Here is a 17,167-nt window from a genome sequence, read left to right as displayed (position 1 = left end):
TTAACAATTGAAGTGTATGCGTGATGACGGAATTGTAGGGCGGAATGCGCTTAGTAGATCGAGAAAGATGGATTAGTACCATATGGGTACCAGGAATCGCTCAAAAGGTCTATGAGCTCACCATAAAGGAAATTGGTTATGATAAATTATTCCAACCAGCCACACCGAACTGCCACTTTTAACCCTTCACGTCTTCTGTTTGTACCCCAGGGGTATGTCGGCTTTATCTTCCAGCCCAGCAGTAACCCGGACTATGCTCGTTCAGCCCTGGCAACAACGGGAGTTGGCCCTTGTCATTGTCTTATTGTGGTAGAAAATCGGACTGACAGTGCAATGCTGGCGCATTTTGATGCGGACTTTACCGATCGCGCCTATCACACAGTTTACACCTTGATGAATCTGTTGATTGAAGGAAGTGGAGCAAGTAACCCCTATTTCAGTGCTTCCATCGCAACCTCATCTCCAAATGCCGATACTACCCGCCGAGCCCAGAATATGATTTCCATATTGAATACCTATACGCTGGACTCGCCTGTCACGCAGAGAGTGGGGGCCAGTGTTGACCACTTGTATACCCTGGACGATTGGAGTCATTACCAGACAGGTTTGGGGCCTTATCAGCAGTGGAGAAATTTTGATAACCGTGCTGGTTGGAATTATTGGGGGACTATTGGTGGTTTCAGCCCCGGTATGAGTGGCCGCAGAATTCGTAGATTGACAGCGCCTCGTTCAACCTTCCGGACATTCTCCGGGCCTGAGAGGCGCGGGCTGTAACGTCTTTTGCCTGACAATGCCCACTTTTGTTTTGGATGCAATTCACCCCAAGGGAACTCACTATCCCTAAAGGCCGAATATGTCCTGGAAACGTGGGCTCGTTATACAGACAACCTGTTGTTCTCAGCCTTTGATCTGATGGAGTCTTAAATATCCGTGACCAAACCAATGCCGGCTTTATGAGGGAATTCATAGCATTGTATTGAGTGGGTTTGAATCATTGACCCCACAAAATGTCATCGTGCATTGAGCTTTATTCTGAATATTGTATGAGTAAATATTAAATTCCAAAAAGGTGACGGTAATTAGCCTTTGATTATCGCCTATATCTATTGGTACACAGTTTTCTGTGCTAAATCGTCAATCACCTAAGTCAATTATCTGATGCGATTCCAGCATAGAAAGGACTTCATGGCTAGACAGGAAACGGAACTCATATGCAACCCATATTCGCAAATTCAAGTATCGGAACTGATTCAACCACCGTCATTAATGACGTCACCAGAACTGGCCTTAACTGCGCAACAGCAGCTGAACTGGCAAATTGTAACTTTGTACGAACGGACGGCATCTCCTTTGTCGTTCTTGGCGGTGTAAAATTTGGTTTGGCCCATGTGAGGGTTAATTCACAGGTCGCAAACCTCGATAAACTCAAGGCGCTTGTCGGCGGTAATATCGATGTGTACATGGTGGGAGGTTTCGGATTGCAGCCCGGTCCGGCAGATTCCATCATTGCAAAATATACCAGCAATAGAGGTCGGGATCTGGCTGCCGGAGTTAATCAGGTCTACGCGCATGTAAAGAAAACAAACTCATTTTTAGCCGGGCGAACTGATGCATCAGGCCATGTGACCGGGTTTGTTGCAACAGTGGGGGCCAGCAATTATCGAATCGGGACTCACTCCCTGTTAGGTTGCGTCGGTGTGCTTGTCGTTCCGCAGGGGACTGCTGTCGTTATGAAGAAGATCCACTTGTATGACGCAACGAATACTGTAGGAGCTATTGGAGCGTACAATACGAATACCCTGACAACTCAGGTATTTTGAATATCTAAAATGTCACTCATTGCCCCTTCTGCATGAAGAGGGGGCAGGGTAATTGTCGAATTGCTGCAATTCGCTTCTTCCCACTAGATGTTGATAGAGCCTCTATACCCTTCTATATCTGCAGATGATTTTCATGCAGCATAATTGAGCCAGGTATCGTCATAACCGCGCTTAGTGATGTATCCCATCACCGCATTGAATAGCTTCAACATCCAATACTCCAGATCGATGATCCCTTCAACTTCAACATTGTTAAGCTGATCCTCGACTGCCAGATCAGTTAACTCCCAGAAGGCGTCAGAGATTTTAACGGCGTCTGCTTCATTGGTAATGTCCGCACGCGATAAAATAAAATCCAGGAAGAAAGAGTCGTTCATTTTCTTCGCGTAGTGGATGGCTAATGTTTTAGCGTTTACTTGATCTTCTGAAAATTCAATCACTTGTCTCTATCTCTTAAAGTGAAAAATTAATTATAACTGATCGCTTGTCAAATAGAAGATAGGAAATTGGGGTTAGTCCTTTGTGATTTTGGGTATTTTCTAAAGTTTAAGATTTGAGCAGGAGTAAAGGGCTCAGTCAGACAACCTAATCCCAAATCGGCGCTAATCGTTAGATAGAATCTAAACTTCTACAAAGCTCTATAAGTGTTAGTTCAGAATACCTTCACATTCTTCACACCCATACAGCAAGACCTCCGATCCACATCGAGTCTCTCCAGTACCTCCAGCTCTGATTTCCCATTGGCATTCCTGATTGCTTTTTTTACCGATGCCGCGGACATAGCACGGTAGATAGGAATATTCATCATGAAGCTGTCTGGGCGAAACCTGTTGAGAGCGGTTAAAGAATTCCTGAGCCTTTTGGCTATCGAGTTGAAAGTTGGAACAAAACTCTACCTGATCGTTGTCTGTTCCGGCGGCTTGAACGTCTGTAACCTTAAATGAATCATCTTGGACTGTGTTTGCGCAGGCAGCTAATGATATGCAAATAAATAAAATGGCGATGTGTCTCATGCCGTCTCCATGTCGCAGTTCCGGATTCCGTCGGTAGTTTATGAGGACGTCAGGATGTCTACATGTGAGGTAGTGGCTCACTGACCAGCATTTCATCTTTGGAAGTACAGAGACTACCAGACAATATGTATTTAAAACTGTAGTAACGATTGTTTAATTCCCTAGTAGATCAGGGCTGTCGCAGAGAGTCTTTTAACACGGTCGTTTCTTGGCTCAGTACTTCTAACACTTCGCTTCTGCTATATGACACGATATTGCTGGTCATGGAATAGCCTGGGACGGAAGGTTGTTGGAACTGAAAATCTATCCTGTCGAAGTCGAGCTCTGCTAGGGAAATCTCTTTACCATCAGTGCTGATAAGCGATAAATCATAAAAATTCAGACTGATATAATTCGGTCCCTTCATATCAAAGTAGGTGTCGCCATCTTTGATCGTTAGAGGTATGCCGGATGAGGTATCAATCCTTTTCCCATCCTTGAAGAGGGTGGCGATGACTCTAAAAGAGTAGTTGTCGTGGTTGGCACTAACATGTTTGACGATTTCGCTGGAATTAAATCGAAATGCCAAATAGTTACCAGTGAGAGGAAGATCAAGGCTTCTCCTTCCACTGTTTGTGTAACTGGCCTTCTTCAGAGCACTGGAGGAAATCTGCACTTGAGTAGATGTACAGCCAATAAGGAGCAAGCACATTACGGCAAGACACAAACTGCAAACCTGTCTCATTAGATTGCTCCAATCGCTTTGGGATTAGTTGGGGCATTGATCATTTCTGCTCGAGCCCTCTCATACATTTTTTGGGCTCCAGAGTGTGGAAACTCCACTTCAATATTATAGGCTCCGTTTTCGCTACCAAGTTGCCCGCCAACATTCGCTATATAATCGCTGGAGTCATGAAGTGCAGAGGGCAGCGTAATTAATGCACTCAATGCATTTCCCAAAATAGGGACTGCGCCTATAGTGGAATCCCAAAAAGATTGCTTTTGATAAACATTAACCCATTTGCCGGCCACAACTTTCCCGAAGGGCCATAAGGATACGGGATCAAGTGTGATTAATTCGTCTACCGGGATGTTACTGAGGAAAAGGTCTTGGGTAAGATCCAGCGCGGCTTGGCCTCCCCAACTGTGGCCTGTTAGCCGAATGCTCTTAAATGCTTTGGATTTCCAGTTCTTTTTAATTTCTTCGAGGATTTGTTGGCGGTCTTCGTAACCTCGGTATTCGCATTGGATACCAACGGAAGTCCTCTGCCGGTAATTCCTAACGAACTTCATAATCTCGGTAGGTCCGGCACCCATCAGGGCTGATTTATCTCCGCCCCCGCCAATAAAATATTCTACTTTCGACATACAAGTCCTATTTGTATCCTTGTCGCACATGTACTAGTTATAAAGAATTTAGGCAATGTACTTGTGAGTGGATAGTCTGTCAATTAAGGCTCTGGGTGAGCCATGGTCAAGTACTGAGACGCTGCTGTTCCGAATCCTTTTCCCAGATGAACAGGGCAAACCAAATCGTTCTATGTAAGGTGATGAATTCCTGCCCAAGATCAATTTGAGCCGCTTGGAAAACGCTGTATGATGGCCTCCCAAGATCTGAAATTACTCTTTCTTTTCAATAAATTGTCACCATTTTTGTGGTGATAGAAAATGTTAAAGTTTCAGGTCTTGCTACTGAGAGTTACCGGACAACCTCATCCATACAATAAAAGGACATTATTGTGATCTATGCACTTTCCTCTCTACCGGAAGAAAAAACCGGGGTAGGCGGTAAAGCCTATATGTTGGCAATGATGACGCAGATGGGAATACGCGTTCCCGAAGGCTTCATTCTGGATGCCAGACCAGGCCAGGAAGAACTGGAAACAATCAACCGAAACCTGGGTGATAACTTTTGTGTTGCGGTGCGGAGTTCCGCTGATGGAGAAGACTCGAAAGAGCACAGCTTTGCAGGACAAAACTCCACCTTTCTGTTTATCAGAACCTGGAAAGATTTAGTCAACGCCATCAATAGCTGTTTTGATTCCATCCTTAAGGAGTCTTCGTCAACCTACCGCAAATACTTTCTGGGATCCGCCAAAGCCGTGCCTATGAACGTGGTTGTTCAGCAGATGGTGGATGCCAAACATGCAGGTGTATTCTTCAGCAAAGATCCCAGAAATAAGGAGCAGGGCTGGCTTCTGGAGTACATCAATGGGGTAGGTGAGGACCTTGTTTCTGGAAAGAAGACTCCCAAGCAGATCCGGGAGGGCTACTACTCCGAGGAGATCACGTCTGAACAGATTGAGGAAATCGTTAACGTCTCTCTTTTATTGGAAGCCAAGTTTAATCAGGATTTTGACATCGAATGGGCAATCGATGGCAACAACCAGGTACATTTGCTTCAGGCCCGGCCGATCACGGCGAAGAACTCCATTTCACAGATTAAGAAAGTCGGTCTGGAAGAGTTGGAACGTCTGAAACAGCAATACAGCAAAGACACTACTTGGGACGGCCAGATTTTCGCAGAGCTTTCTATTAATCCGAGTACTTTTTCCACTGAGTTATGGCGCGACTCCTTTAAGAAAAACGCAGCATTTGATAAAGCCCTACAAAAGATCGGCTACCTGGGCTTTCGCGATGTGAAGGACGGTGAGTCAATCCTGGATAACATATTCGGAAAGAACTACGTCAATCTCACAAAACTCGCTCCGCTTTTCTTTGGACCGATGCCATATTCCATTGAGCCACTGCCCAGGCCGCATTTGAAATTCCATATTTCGAAAATCAATTTGAAGACCCTGATTTACACGCCAAAAACTGTTTTCAATATGATTTCCACTGGGCTTAGTGTGAATACCCATCGGCGCGAATTCATTAATCTGGCCAGCAAAGATTTAGTGAGTTTTTCCACTGTCATGGACCGGCCTAATGATCTGGAGTTCTATCGTTCCTGGGGAGATGAAGAATTAAGAAGCCGATTGTTAAAGGAAATGGCTGTGTTTACCCGGGATACGATGGTGTGGCCTTTTGTTCTGATTTCGTTGACTGAAACCACTATCCAGACCCTGCAATCATTGCTCGCGGATATTTTTGACGATCATAAAGCTTCGGAGCTGATAAAACAGTGGACAGGAAATGGTGTCAGAACCGAGACCTATGAAATGGGGCGGTATTTCAAGAAGGCCTGTGCCAAGCCCGAATTGCGTGGAATGTTCCTGGAAAAATATGGCCATCGAGGGCCTGGGGAACTGGATATGGTCTCCAAACGCTGGATCGAACTGGGAGAGGATGCCTTCTATGATCTAAGTGTGGAGGAATATGAGAAAAGTAAGAACAACCATACCTTTATCGATGTCGAGAAAGAAGTCAGCCAGTTCAAGACTTTCAAGAAAACCTTGGTTTTGGAAGAGTGGAAACTCCTGAAAGAACTCTTGGAGCTCAGAGAGAAATGGAAGATGGCTATCCTGAAGCCCTTTGCCCATCTCCGCTATATCCTGATGGAGTTCGGTAGAAGATATGAGCTGTGTCCAGATGATATTTTCTGGCTTAACTCTCAGGAAATTGTCAATTTTGATCGTGCGAGCCATCTTCCTCTTATTCAACAGCGCAAGAACAAATCCAGGTTATTGAAGAACTTCAATTTCTCCTCGGTGACTTCTATTCAGGAAATTGAAAACGTTTTGAATAACCGGCAAAAAAACAGTGATAACTTTAAGGGTGAAGGAATATCACCGGGGTTGGTTAAAGGAGAAATTCTGGTCATTAACGACCCTAATAAATGGAAGAACATTCAGTGGCCGGCAAACCCGATTGTGGTGGCAGAGTCCACTGACCCCGGCTGGACGCCGATTTTTACCAAAGCCAAGGGGATTATTGTTTCAAAAGGCGGAGTGCTGTCGCATTGCGCCATCGTAGCCAGAGAAATGGGAATTCCTGCGGTAAGTGGAATTATAAATTGCCATAACATGTTCAAAGGAGGGGAAAATGTTTGGCTTGACGGAAATGATGGAACTATCCACATTATCTAATAGTTTCAGCGAGACGGCGCAATACGCCATCGTTCCAACGGTACTGCTGCCTTTGGCCTTTGTGGGGACGGCACTGAGCCTGTTTGCAACCTTTATTGCGGGTCTATTTGGCATCCGGCTAAAAGCAGAGGGAGCCAAGAAGCTCTTGGAATTATTGCTTAAGCCCAAGGTACTCTTGTCAGCTGTTGCGCTGAACTTTGTGTTTTACGCGGGATATCTGGGGTATGACCACCTTAAGAATGGGCCGGTTCCTCTGGCCATGCAGAACCTGGTTAATTCGGATACGGCATTTCATCAAGAGGCTGTGAAAGGGGATCAAGCGATATGGACTCAATCACTTCAGGATGAGGGTGTATTCGCCCGGGGAACCATTGTTAAGGACGAACTTTTCTTTGGGACGAATGAAGGCCATTTCTACGTGGCTGATGTGAATACGGGAACCCTGAAGAACAAGCTGTTCTTCGGCAAGTTCCTGTCCCCGAGCCCGACGCTTTATAAAGGTCATCTGTATTTCGGGGAAGGATTGCACCAATCTCATGGCATGGGGATCTATAAGTTCGACCCGGAGAAGAAGCAGATCGTTGCCCATTTCCGAACCAATGGACATACAGAAATTCTTCCGGTGTTCGCTGATGTTGACGGTAAAGACTATCTATTTCAGACCGCCGGAGGAGATGGTCTCTACGCCATCGACCCGAATACCATGGAAGAAATCTGGCAGTTCCAGGGTGGTCATATGGACGGTTTTGCCATGGTGTCCGGGAATTACGTTTATATCGGTACCGGCATTCCCAGAGAGGGCTTCAGTGTCACAAGGCCTTTTGCCTATAAACTCAACCTGAAAGACGGGACGGTGGTCTGGAAAAAAGAACTCCCTCTTTCAGCTTGGTATGGGCCGGTCCAGGTCAAAAATGATGTTTGTTTTATACAGGGTGAAATCCATATCGATACCCATGTTGGAGGCATCTCATGTTTTACCGGATCGGGAGACAGGGCTCACTCTCTGGTGATTGATTACCCTGTGGTTGGCAAACCTATTGTTAAGGATAACACCATTTTCTTTAATGATTTTTTTGGAAATCTGTACGCCTGGGATGCAGTTAATAATGTGTTGAGATGGGAGATTGAATCCAAAATCAAGAAAGGCTCCTATTCCTCCCTGCAATTTTATAATGACGAGGAAATCATCTACGCGAAGCTTACCGGCGGGGTGCAAATCGTCAATATGAAAACTGGCAAAGTCAGGGAAGAGGTTGACTTCACCAAGGACGAAACCATCTTTGCTGATCCTCTGGTGAATGAAGACGCTTTTTATCTGTTTGGGATGAAAGGAAACATCTTCAAGTCGGTGAAGATCTAATTATCCGGCAAGTACCAGAAATATATCAGGCAAGTTTCAGAAGATATCCGGTAAATTTTTGTGATGTCGAAGGAGCGATTCAACGCTCCTTCAGATACTATTGGTCAAAAATGACTCGTGGGGTTCTGCAGTACGAGAGGGATAACATTGTATGGAACGGTGCCAGTATTGACTCGCATCGGGATAAGCGTTTCAGCAACGGAGCGAATCATGAGTGCGATACCTTATTCTCTTATTCTTCAGCAGGGACCAATGATGAGAGCTTTCGCGCGTGTTGTGGCGCGGGAGCTAATTCCAGGGTTGAGGTCGAGTACGAACCCCGTCGAATTTGAAGTGCTTCGAAGAACTGTGAAAGCTCCGGACAATACCCTTGTTGAACGGTATATCCAATGGAGTGGGGCGGAGCACAATCTCTATCAGGATAAGCTACCGGCGCATCTGTTTGCCTACTATGGGTTACCTCTGATCACCCAATCACTGCTACGTACACGTTATCGGATCAGCTCGGCCATTAACCAAGGCTGTGATATCCGAGTCAATCGATTGCTGGAGCGGGGCAGGGATATCCATCTGCAGTTGGAAATTAAAGATATCCGTGAAGCAGAAGGACGGGCGCGGGTACATGGTCAGTTCGTGATGGGGCACAGTCCCGGGCAGGACCATCTGGTGATCGATGTCTATATCGCTTTTATCATTGGTCAATCGAGGGAGAGCAAGAAACCTGGAAGCGGAATCTCGGACTCTGATATCGAACTGGTTTCAAGTTGGGATGTTTCTGGAGATGACGGTTTATATTTTGCCTTTCTAACGGGCGATTTCAACCCTATTCATTGGGCGACGCCTGTGGCAAAGCGTTCTGTTTTCAAAGGGAAAGTGCTGCATGGATACGGCATGATGGCGAAATGTTATGAGGCAATCCAGAATCATGAGGGGCGGCTTATTAAATCTCTCCGTGTTAAGTTTCTTAAACCAGTCTTCCTTCCGAGTAAAAATAACAAGGTGTTTCGCAGTGCTGTACTGCAGACCGATGAGCGTCGTGGTTTGATATTAAAGGACGCCGGTGGACAGATGCTTATGGTCGGCGATTATGTGTCCTGAGGGGGATAGCCGATCGTGAGGGTTAGGGGCGAAGGTTTGGCATTGCTGCAAAACCTATGTCTCAGAATCATACCGCCGATTCCTCCCAAAACCATAACAAAGGGAAATACCAGGAACCAAGCCAGTAAACCACCCATTAGTCCTGTCCAGACCGTAAAATGATGGGACAGAACCCCTATCATCAGGCCTGACGACATGGCGGAGAGTAAAGAAACTACATTGGAAGTGAAGATTACCTCTACGGAGGCTCTGCTGCCATTAACCGGGTAATACCAATGTCCCAGCCACCAGCCGAAGGGAACGGCGAACAGCATGCCTGATAAAAAGCCAATATTCACAACAGGGTCTATTGATACATCTCCGACGAGGGAAAGAAAAGAAACTGGGACACAGATGGCAGCCAGGAACAAGTGAAAAATAGCACTTTCAATCCTGGCCTTTCTAATCGTGATTTGGTTGCTGTGATTTAGTCTTATGTTGCTGTTATTGAGTCTTATGTTCCTGTTATTTAGTCTAATCGTGTGCATGGCAACGTCCGGATGTTTAGTGTTGGCCTCCTGATTTGCATACCTGCTCGCCAGTCACGGGGAATACGACATCGAGAGGATACAAAAAGAGGAAGCCAAAGCTTCCCTTGAGATCAGAAACTATAGCCCATCAGAACACCAATGGAAGCTTCTTCGGAATCGTAGAAGTCAATATTGGAGTCTTCATTGCTGTAGCTGGTAAACCAACTCATATGAGTGTTTTTCCAGGCAAAGGGTTCTTTAACCGTTAATGAAATGTTGGCAGAGATTAGATCTTCCTCTCTGGTTTTTGCGAACACCGGGTGACTGGCATCGTACTGATAGCTTTCATAAGCCAAGCCTGTGGTCAGGACATATTTGCCGAACATATATGTCAGTTCAAGACCTCCGCCATAGCCACCAAAACTCTGGGCTTGACCGTCTGCATCAAGTGATGTGTAACCAATTTGCGGAGAGAGGAACACACTCTCACTCAGTGGAAGAGTGCTGCCAAGTGCCACACGATAGAAGTCTCCGGACCGTCTCAGAAGCTTGGCCTCATCTGCGGAAATACCGCCGGGCTGTCCAATGAGAGATGCGCCTGAATGCTCGTTCTCAATGTCGACTGTTCCGAATGTATATTCAATGGCGACAGGGAGTTTCAGAATATTCTCAGCAGCAAATTTGAAAGCATTAATTTCCTGATCTGTTTCTTTACGATCACTGCCGGTCAAATAGGGATCTTCCCAGACTTCTTTACCAACACCGCTGATAAAGGGGATATAGGAAAAACTCAATTGGGTTTCATTCTTGAGTCGTTGACGGACTCCCAGCTCGACCAGGCTGTCGCCAAATACGGCAGGTATTTCAGGAGAGGTAAGAAAAAGCTGTGTCTGCCGATTATCGAATGTGTAGGTTAAGTCCCCCACAATTCCAAACATCGCTGTGTTTTCTTTTTTATGTTCGGCGGAGACTGAATCAATCTCTTTGTTGTCATCTCCAACACTTGCATGAGAAGGCTCTGATTTTCCTGCCCCTATGATGACCGAGACAGTTCCTTTGAATCCCGGCTCGAAATCATCCTGTTTGGAGTTGGCTGCATAGGTCATCGGAGTGATAAGTGACATAGATGCGAGCATGAAGGGAGCCGCACGAAAAAATGGCCGGTATCGGGCAGAGTTAGAGAGATATGTCGGAATTTCCTTTGGCCAATAACCGATAAGTGGATTCTGTGGTTTCATTTTCGATCCAAGTAAATGTCATGATAAAAGTATTTCGGAATAAGATAACCGGTTACAGGTTAAGAAAGTGTTAACAAATCAGGTGTTTTTTGGGTCGCTTTGAGACGGTTTAAGACAGCCGGATCATGGCCTTTGGATAAAGCGTGAATAGTCGTAGAACGTAGAGTGAGGTTAGTGGCGGAGAGTGGTGAAGAGGGCGGACACTCAACTCTAAACCTATATTGAATGTCCTCAAAGCTTCTGAGCAGATAGAAAGAACTTCTTCTGATGAAGAGCTTTATCTTACCCCACCACTACTTCAGTACTGGTTAAACCACTTTAGTATCAGTTGAATCTGGTCAGTATTGGGTAAATCCTGCATGAAAATAATTGGTAGGTCCCAGCTTGCGATAACTTAATCCCCATAACTGCCAGGGTTGGCCAAGTCCGTGCAAAGCCAGGAAGGTCACCATGGTAGTTTGGTCTGTCGCACGATAGGCAACGGGGCTGGCAATTGTTGCTCCCTGGCCGAGTTTGTAGCGAATCTGGGCGTCCTGGCTGGAAGCCTGACGAGCTGCCTCCTGGCCTGTTCCGCGCCAGTCCACGCCAATTCTTGCCGAATTGACATGACACATCATTTGTACGCCGCCGTCACCACTGCCCAGGCCGACACTGCATCCCGTCACTGCCGGGGTCATGGCGAACAATGCATCATTGCCCAGCATGGTGCTTTTGAAGGAATCCTGGCTGTAGGGACACCAGTATACTGAAAGGCAGGGTGGTTCTGGTTTCAGGTAAAAGAAACAAACCCGGGCGCCATGGAGATTGGCCACTCCTGCGCCCTCTATGTATTTTGCGCCAACCCTGACAATTTCTGGCCTCTCATGCTGGATCCACTGCATGACAACATTGGAAGTCATGAATCTTTCCGGGTTGGCGACCAATGCTTCCGTACAATCAATATTAGCCATATTGCAAACCTCCTTTTCCTGTTTTGGTGACGTGCCGACGCCTGACAACTTTAAGGATAGCTGAATAGATTAAGGGTAGTTGAATAGAGGCGAAGTGGTAGTCTCCAAACAGCAACTATTGGAAATCAAATGGCTAATAGCGAAGAGCAAACAACGATTGTTGAAAAGCAAGTAACAGGTATCGACCAGTGAGCTATGCCTGATGTTCAGGTCAGCGCTCTTTTCAGAACTTTATGTTCTTCCTCACTGACACCCAGTTTCCAGTAACTGGAGATGTATAGGTCTCGCTTATTGAGTTCTGATTGGGTTCGGAAATGGTCTCTAAGGTTACGCATGCTGTTGAGCTCGCATGCACACCAGACAGATGGACGTCCCTCCAGCCAGGGCAATAGCCGTACCCTTTCGAGCAGTACATCGTCTTTTTTCCCCGGATGCGGATTAATCAGCCAGTGAACTTCCAGGTTGTCAGGCATCTCCAGATCCTGGATATCCTCTTCACTGATGACTTCAATCACCGCATATCCCCTGGCATCTTTCGGTAACTGTTCCAGATTGACGCTGATCGCGGGCAGGGCTGTCATATCGCCAACGATCAGAAACCAGTCGGCGTTGTTGTCCACCAGCTTTTTCGGACCGGGTCCGCCGACCATAATCTGGTCGCCGGTTTTGGCACTGATGGCCCAGGTGGATGCGGGACCACCATCTTCATGGACGACGAAATCAATGTCGATTTCATCCTGTCGTTGGGTTCGCACGGTATAGGTCCGCATGACAGGTTTTGCTGAGCCGGCATTAGGAAATATCAGTTTCACATAAGCACTTTCCTGATCTACGGGAAAGCTGGCAATACCTTGTCCACCTAAGGTGAGACGAAGCATATTGGGAGTAACTTGCTGCTTACGAAGTAACGTCAGTTCGCGTGATGTCGGTCTGGTCATATTGCGTCCTTTGGAATCAATATCTGATTCCTCCTAGATAAGTGAGAATAAACCGTTAATCTGTTTTCGGGCTCAGATTGTCTGTCATCACCTCGGCGAGCCTCATGAATTCGGTCACTTCATCAGGCTTAAGCCCCTGGGCCATACAGATGCCCGCCAGTCTTTCGGCTTCTTTGATCCTTTTCATTGTCTCCACCCCTTTGTCGGTCAGTCGCAGAATCTGGCTGCGGCGATCTTCGGGGTGTTGATGTTTCTCAATCAGGTTTTCAGCAAGCAGATCTTTAATCACTCGGGTGATTTGCGCTTTGTCCCGTTGCAGACGGGCTGCAATAATTTGGGCAGTGCAGTTTTCTCTTTTTTCTTTCTGATAGTGATTAATCACTTTTAATGACCGGATATGTGACACAGCGAGGTTAAGACCCACCTGTTGGTGACCTCGCCTCATGGCCCGCTTATAGGCGTGTAACAGACGGTGCAGTGATTCGCCAATGTTGGTATTGATCATTGAGTACTTTAGTTATTAGTTGATTGTGTCAACTATATTGACAAAAGGTTGATACTGTCAACTATTAACTTGTTATAGATTTCAAAATTAAGTTTTATCTGTGGCATTAATGACGCTTTGTTTGCCAAGCAGTAGGATGCAAACCCGAAAATTCCGTGATCTAATTCCGTCCTTTCCGAACATTCAGGAAGGAATACTGTGGATACTATGTTCTTTCAACTCGTGACCCTATGTCTGGCACCTCTCCTGATTTTCCAGGGGCGGAGGGTACGACGTGACACTCCAAAACTCCCTGAACCTGATGGAATAAGATATGGAAATCTGGGAGAAGGAAAACCGCTCAGGTTACTTATCGCGGGAGATTCTGCCGCAGCGGGCGTGGGAGTCGAGACTCAGGATCTGGCTTTAGCCGGAATGCTCTCTAGCCGGCTTTCAGAGCACTTCAAGGTGTCTTGGAAACTTGTTGCCCAGACAGGCTATACGGTGAGTGATCTCATACAGCGGCTAGAATCTGAGTCCGCTGAGAATTATGACGTTGGGTTGATATCAATCGGTGTCAACGATGTTACTGACCGGACTTCGATGAGTAACTGGGAAAAACAGGTAGACCAACTTTCAGAGCTGCTTCGACAGAAATTCTCTGTGCGGAAAGTCCTGTTTACCAGTGTTCCTCCCATGCATCTGTTTCCAGCGCTTCCCCAGCCTCTTCGCTGGTATCTTGGCTGGAGGGCAGAAATGCTTGATCGGAGCATGAAAGCTGTTCTGGGTAATCAACCCGGCGTTGAAGTCATCAAATCATTCACTGATCCTGATCCCCAATTTATGGCAACCGACGGGTTTCATCCTGGGCAACATGGATATGAGATATGGGCCTCAGTTGTAGCCCAAACGCTATTGGAAGAAGCAAGTGTTTCTTAACCGCTACGGAGAGTAATTACGGAGAGGACAGCCTACTTTAATCCTTTGCCACGATTCGCCAGATTTCCAGTCTAATAAAGCCAGAATCCTGTGCCACATTAATCCTCGTGAGACAGCTACCCGTTTGAGTCGTAGCGGGTCGTTTTTGAAAAGTAATAGGGCGAGGAATTTATATGTTTGATGCAGTATCAGGTCAGGACGGTAGCGGAATTGTATACGTGTGTGAGCTGGCGCCAGACAATCCAGAAATACCGAATACCATAAGGCTTGGCGATACCGTTGAACTGTTTATTAATGGGGAAGGGATATTTGCCATAGTGACCGATTACTTTGGTGATTCCGTTGAAGGCGTTGTCACTGAAATTCCCCGAAACTCTCCCAGTACCGGCCTCGAAATTGCTCAAGTAATCAGGTTCGGGCTCACCAATATTTCTCGCTGTTTTCAAGCGACTTAGCTCGTTCTCTTATAAAAATCAGGGCATTAGATCTTTGTCTGGATGATCAGTGCAGTGAAATGCTATGCCCTGACGTATTTTTCACTCGTTCATCGCCTATACAGGTAAGAGCGGTTAAAAAGTGAACTAAGCAATAACGAAAGGTGAAGACAATGGAACAGAGAGTACATAAGCAAATTCGAGCCATTCGCAACTATGCCAAATCCCGGAATCTGGACATGGAAATGGCGGCAATTGAGTGGTGTGCATGTGGGTTGGCGGCACGGTGGGCAGAGTACAACTAAAAATATAGGCATATGCAGAGATCTTTCTGCCAACGAAAATTTACCGGTTAAACTCAAGTCCACCCAAATCACTTAGCTTAATATCTTTTTATACCTTTAAAGCCTCCTCTTAGAATTGCTTCCTATACAACCCCCTTTATCTATCATTAGCCGGATAAACATGTTTGTTGCCTAAAGCCGACGGATGAGCCCTTTTCATCCGAAACCACCATCGCTAGTGACAAATACTTTGGACTATACTCAAAATAAGACAATTTTTTGAGCTGATTGATACCTACCTATAAGTCATTCCGAATCGTGAGGGCATATATGTTCCGCGGTAAATCGAGATCATTCGTTGCAGCAGCGTTGATCGTTTTTGCCATTGTCTTGGGTTGCCCCGCTTTCTCCTCTGGTAAGCCCCTTGTGGTAGCTGGCGATGAAGAGAAAAAGGGAAGCTATCTGGTTGAGATCACGGAAGCTGCATTTCAGCGGGTAGGCTATGAAACGGAGTTTCAATTTGTGCCTTGGTCCAGAGCATTGAATAAAAGTATCCAGGGAAAATATGATGTTTTACTGGCGGCATACTATACCGCCGAGCGTGCTGAAAAGTTGGACTATTCGGAACCGATTGGCTCAGCAGATGTCATGCTGTTAAAACGTAAAGACGAAGCGATTACTTTCCATGACTTAAATGATCTGAGGCCGTATAAGATAGGCCATATCGGTGCCTCTAAAGTCAGCCAGGAGTTTGATGAAGCAGAAAAGTCATATCTGCAGATGGAGTACGTTTACAATGCCGAGACCAACATTCGTAAACTGTTGGCGCACCGGATTGACCTGGTGGTTGAGAAAAGACAACGGGTGGATGAATTACTGAAAACGGTATTCAAAAAAGACGCCAAGAATCTCGAATATCTGTTACCCCCACTAGCCAGAAACTATTTTCACAACTGTGTTTCAAAATTACTGAAGGATCACGAGCAGATCATTCGCGACTTTAACAAAGGATTGCAGATGATTCGAGATGATGGGACGAAAGCCAAGATATTGTCCCGGCATGGAATCTATTACGATTAATTCTCAGAGCTATGTTGGGTCTTCTACCAATCGCTCACCAGGATCTTGTCTGTAAAACATTCTCAGCTGGTCATACACCGCAGGAAACTGCCTATGAAGTATGCGTGGGGAAGTAAAGAAGTACTCACTACACACAGCAAAAAATTCTGCTGGCGAAGTGGCCGCATAAGCATTGATATGTGGATGTTGGTGATGAGTCAGCTGCTGCTGTAATTGCTCGAACGCTTCGCTGAATGCCGTTGTCCATTGCTGGCGGACCATATCGGAATGCAGTGGAGGCATGCCGTTAGCACTTCCGTTAAGCATATCCAGCTTGTGGGCAAACTCATGGATGACGACATTATGGCCTGAACAGTGTCCGGAAATATCTTCGACTGCAGTATCCCAGGAGAGAATAACCGGTCCCCGTGACCAGGATTCTCCACTCAGGATATGTTCCTGATGTGTCACCAGCCCGTCGTTGCCGGCTACTTCCCTGGGGACTTTAAAGGCTTCAGGGTAGATGACAATCTCAACCCAGCCATCGTAGTAATCCAGGCCCAGTTTCAAAATTAGCAGACAGGCTTGCGCCGCTACAGCCACAGCCATATCCATTGAAACCGTTAATCCCTGCACGCCACTGAAACTCTTACGTTGTAAAAATAGCGTGCTGAGTTCTCTCAAATGAGCTCTTTCTACAGCAGTTAAACCGCGAAAAACGTCGGCTTTATGCATCAACCCATGCCAGGTTTCGTGAGGGATAGGATGATGACTGAGCGTATATCGTATACGCTGATGTTCCAACCATTTCCAGATGCTCATATTTCCCCATAAAGCGATCTCTGGCTCCACTGACATAGTGGAGCTGCAGTAAGGTTAGTCTGCCTAATACTATACGAATGTACCAACTGACAGAACCAATGTACCAACTGACAGAACCTATGTGCCAATTGCCGGAACCTATGTACCTACGGCCTGAACCAGTGTGCTAATTGCCAGAATCAATGTACCAACGGCTAGAATGGCCGGCTCCA

19 protein-coding genes are annotated in these 17,167 nt (G+C 46.2%); 10 read left to right on the top strand and 9 right to left on the bottom strand.

The annotated features are described in order from the left end of the window. Positions 1-138 precede the first annotated feature (138 nt). Together BTA51_RS03735 and BTA51_RS03730 are read left to right on the top strand one after the other, a co-directional pair. Positions 139-774, top strand: a complete 636-nt coding sequence (locus BTA51_RS03735; RefSeq protein ID WP_094706086.1) for a hypothetical protein — start codon at positions 139-141, stop codon at positions 772-774. A gap of 437 nt (positions 775-1,211) precedes the next feature. Continuing rightward, positions 1,212-1,820, top strand: coding sequence for a hypothetical protein (locus BTA51_RS03730; protein WP_094706085.1), 609 nt, complete (start codon positions 1,212-1,214; stop codon positions 1,818-1,820). Between the two features lie 131 nt (positions 1,821-1,951). Here the strand turns inward: BTA51_RS03730 and BTA51_RS03725 are convergent, their stop codons facing one another. Further along, entirely contained in the window at positions 1,952-2,260 is a 309-nt protein-coding gene (locus BTA51_RS03725) for a hypothetical protein (RefSeq protein WP_094706084.1), read from the bottom strand. A gap of 366 nt (positions 2,261-2,626) precedes the next feature. On the opposite strand from BTA51_RS03725, the gene BTA51_RS30110 reads away from it, so the two are divergent. Further along, on the top strand, positions 2,627-2,764 hold the full coding sequence (locus tag BTA51_RS30110; RefSeq protein WP_168188047.1) for a hypothetical protein: 138 nt from the start codon (positions 2,627-2,629) through the stop codon (positions 2,762-2,764). Between the two features lie 238 nt (positions 2,765-3,002). Here BTA51_RS30110 and BTA51_RS03715 read toward each other — a convergent pair whose 3' ends face one another. Continuing rightward, complete coding sequence (locus tag BTA51_RS03715; RefSeq protein WP_141215527.1) at positions 3,003-3,401, bottom strand: hypothetical protein; 399 nt, start codon at positions 3,399-3,401, stop codon at positions 3,003-3,005. Positions 3,402-3,556: 155 nt separating this feature from the next. Next, entirely contained in the window at positions 3,557-4,180 is a 624-nt protein-coding gene (locus tag BTA51_RS03710; protein ID WP_094706081.1) for a hypothetical protein, read from the bottom strand. Between the two features lie 371 nt (positions 4,181-4,551). Here BTA51_RS03710 and BTA51_RS03705 point away from each other — a divergent pair, with 371 nt between their 5' ends. The 3 genes from BTA51_RS03705 (at position 4,552) to BTA51_RS03695 (ending at position 9,298) form a co-directional block, all read left to right on the top strand. Further along, positions 4,552-6,840, top strand: a complete 2,289-nt coding sequence (locus BTA51_RS03705) for a PEP/pyruvate-binding domain-containing protein (protein ID WP_094706080.1) — start codon at positions 4,552-4,554, stop codon at positions 6,838-6,840. After that, the gene (locus BTA51_RS03700; RefSeq protein WP_094706079.1) at positions 6,797-8,200 is read left to right on the top strand and encodes a PQQ-binding-like beta-propeller repeat protein; all 1,404 of its coding nucleotides are present in this window, start codon (positions 6,797-6,799) and stop codon (positions 8,198-8,200) included. Before BTA51_RS03705 ends, BTA51_RS03700 begins: the two co-directional genes overlap by 44 nt. A gap of 210 nt (positions 8,201-8,410) precedes the next feature. After that, complete coding sequence (locus tag BTA51_RS03695) at positions 8,411-9,298, top strand: MaoC/PaaZ C-terminal domain-containing protein (RefSeq protein ID WP_094706078.1); 888 nt, start codon at positions 8,411-8,413, stop codon at positions 9,296-9,298. Here the strand turns inward: BTA51_RS03695 and BTA51_RS03690 are convergent. The 5 genes from BTA51_RS03690 to BTA51_RS03670 form a co-directional block, all read right to left on the bottom strand. Next, positions 9,286-9,636, bottom strand: a complete 351-nt coding sequence (locus tag BTA51_RS03690; protein WP_141215526.1) for a hypothetical protein — start codon at positions 9,634-9,636, stop codon at positions 9,286-9,288. The two genes, BTA51_RS03695 and BTA51_RS03690, sit on opposite strands and share 13 nt — an antisense overlap. A gap of 302 nt (positions 9,637-9,938) precedes the next feature. Next, positions 9,939-11,045, bottom strand: coding sequence for a DUF2860 family protein (locus BTA51_RS03685; protein ID WP_094706076.1), 1,107 nt, complete (start codon positions 11,043-11,045; stop codon positions 9,939-9,941). Between the two features lie 338 nt (positions 11,046-11,383). Further along, on the bottom strand, positions 11,384-11,995 hold the full coding sequence (locus BTA51_RS03680; protein ID WP_094706075.1) for a hypothetical protein: 612 nt from the start codon (positions 11,993-11,995) through the stop codon (positions 11,384-11,386). 206 nt (positions 11,996-12,201) lie between these two features. Next, positions 12,202-12,933, bottom strand: coding sequence for a siderophore-interacting protein (locus BTA51_RS03675; protein WP_094706074.1), 732 nt, complete (start codon positions 12,931-12,933; stop codon positions 12,202-12,204). Positions 12,934-12,988: 55 nt separating this feature from the next. Then, a complete protein-coding gene (locus BTA51_RS03670; protein ID WP_094706073.1) occupies positions 12,989-13,438 on the bottom strand; it encodes a MarR family winged helix-turn-helix transcriptional regulator in 450 nt (149 codons plus the stop codon). Between the two features lie 207 nt (positions 13,439-13,645). Between BTA51_RS03670 and BTA51_RS03665 the strand changes: the two genes are divergently transcribed. From BTA51_RS03665 to BTA51_RS03655, 4 genes are all read left to right on the top strand, one after another. Next, entirely contained in the window at positions 13,646-14,356 is a 711-nt protein-coding gene (locus BTA51_RS03665; RefSeq protein WP_094706072.1) for an SGNH/GDSL hydrolase family protein, read from the top strand. A gap of 173 nt (positions 14,357-14,529) precedes the next feature. Beyond that, a complete protein-coding gene (locus BTA51_RS03660) occupies positions 14,530-14,811 on the top strand; it encodes a hypothetical protein (RefSeq protein ID WP_094706071.1) in 282 nt (93 codons plus the stop codon). 152 nt (positions 14,812-14,963) lie between these two features. Then, complete coding sequence (locus BTA51_RS30760) at positions 14,964-15,095, top strand: hypothetical protein (RefSeq protein ID WP_256385698.1); 132 nt, start codon at positions 14,964-14,966, stop codon at positions 15,093-15,095. A gap of 309 nt (positions 15,096-15,404) precedes the next feature. Next, positions 15,405-16,154 carry an ABC transporter substrate-binding protein gene (locus tag BTA51_RS03655; protein ID WP_094706070.1) on the top strand — a complete coding sequence of 250 codons (750 nt, stop codon included), beginning with the start codon at positions 15,405-15,407 and terminating at the stop codon, positions 16,152-16,154. A 9-nt stretch (positions 16,155-16,163) separates the two neighbouring features. Here BTA51_RS03655 and BTA51_RS03650 read toward each other — a convergent pair whose 3' ends face one another. Further along, positions 16,164-16,955: a zinc-dependent peptidase gene (locus BTA51_RS03650; protein WP_094706703.1), complete on the bottom strand. Its 792-nt coding sequence runs from the start codon at positions 16,953-16,955 to the stop codon at positions 16,164-16,166. Positions 16,956-17,167: the final 212 nt, after the last annotated feature.

The sequence above is a fragment of the Hahella sp. CCB-MM4 genome (assembly GCF_002260525.1).
Classification (GTDB): domain Bacteria; phylum Pseudomonadota; class Gammaproteobacteria; order Pseudomonadales; family Oleiphilaceae; genus Hahella.
Note: the sequence above shows the minus strand (reverse complement) of the source record. Positions and strands in the feature narration are given on the sequence as shown.

Excerpts from the sequence above, each read along its gene's own strand:
- BTA51_RS03735 (WP_094706086.1), top strand. The coding sequence starts at position 139 with ATGATAAATTATTCCAACCAGCCACACCGAACTGCCACTTTTAACCCT.
- BTA51_RS03730 (WP_094706085.1), top strand. The coding sequence starts at position 1,212 with ATGCAACCCATATTCGCAAATTCAAGTATCGGAACTGATTCAACCACC.
- BTA51_RS30110 (WP_168188047.1), top strand. The coding sequence starts at position 2,627 with ATGAAGCTGTCTGGGCGAAACCTGTTGAGAGCGGTTAAAGAATTCCTG.
- BTA51_RS03710 (WP_094706081.1), bottom strand. The coding sequence starts at position 4,180 with ATGTCGAAAGTAGAATATTTTATTGGCGGGGGCGGAGATAAATCAGCC.
- BTA51_RS03700 (WP_094706079.1), top strand. The coding sequence starts at position 6,797 with ATGTTTGGCTTGACGGAAATGATGGAACTATCCACATTATCTAATAGT.
- BTA51_RS03695 (WP_094706078.1), top strand. The coding sequence starts at position 8,411 with ATGAGTGCGATACCTTATTCTCTTATTCTTCAGCAGGGACCAATGATG.
- BTA51_RS03685 (WP_094706076.1), bottom strand. The coding sequence starts at position 11,045 with ATGAAACCACAGAATCCACTTATCGGTTATTGGCCAAAGGAAATTCCG.
- BTA51_RS03680 (WP_094706075.1), bottom strand. The coding sequence starts at position 11,995 with ATGGCTAATATTGATTGTACGGAAGCATTGGTCGCCAACCCGGAAAGA.
- BTA51_RS03675 (WP_094706074.1), bottom strand. The coding sequence starts at position 12,933 with ATGACCAGACCGACATCACGCGAACTGACGTTACTTCGTAAGCAGCAA.
- BTA51_RS03670 (WP_094706073.1), bottom strand. The coding sequence starts at position 13,438 with ATGATCAATACCAACATTGGCGAATCACTGCACCGTCTGTTACACGCC.
- BTA51_RS03665 (WP_094706072.1), top strand. The coding sequence starts at position 13,646 with ATGTTCTTTCAACTCGTGACCCTATGTCTGGCACCTCTCCTGATTTTC.
- BTA51_RS03660 (WP_094706071.1), top strand. The coding sequence starts at position 14,530 with ATGTTTGATGCAGTATCAGGTCAGGACGGTAGCGGAATTGTATACGTG.
- BTA51_RS30760 (WP_256385698.1), top strand. The coding sequence starts at position 14,964 with ATGGAACAGAGAGTACATAAGCAAATTCGAGCCATTCGCAACTATGCC.
- BTA51_RS03655 (WP_094706070.1), top strand. The coding sequence starts at position 15,405 with ATGTTCCGCGGTAAATCGAGATCATTCGTTGCAGCAGCGTTGATCGTT.
- BTA51_RS03650 (WP_094706703.1), bottom strand. The coding sequence starts at position 16,955 with ATGAGCATCTGGAAATGGTTGGAACATCAGCGTATACGATATACGCTC.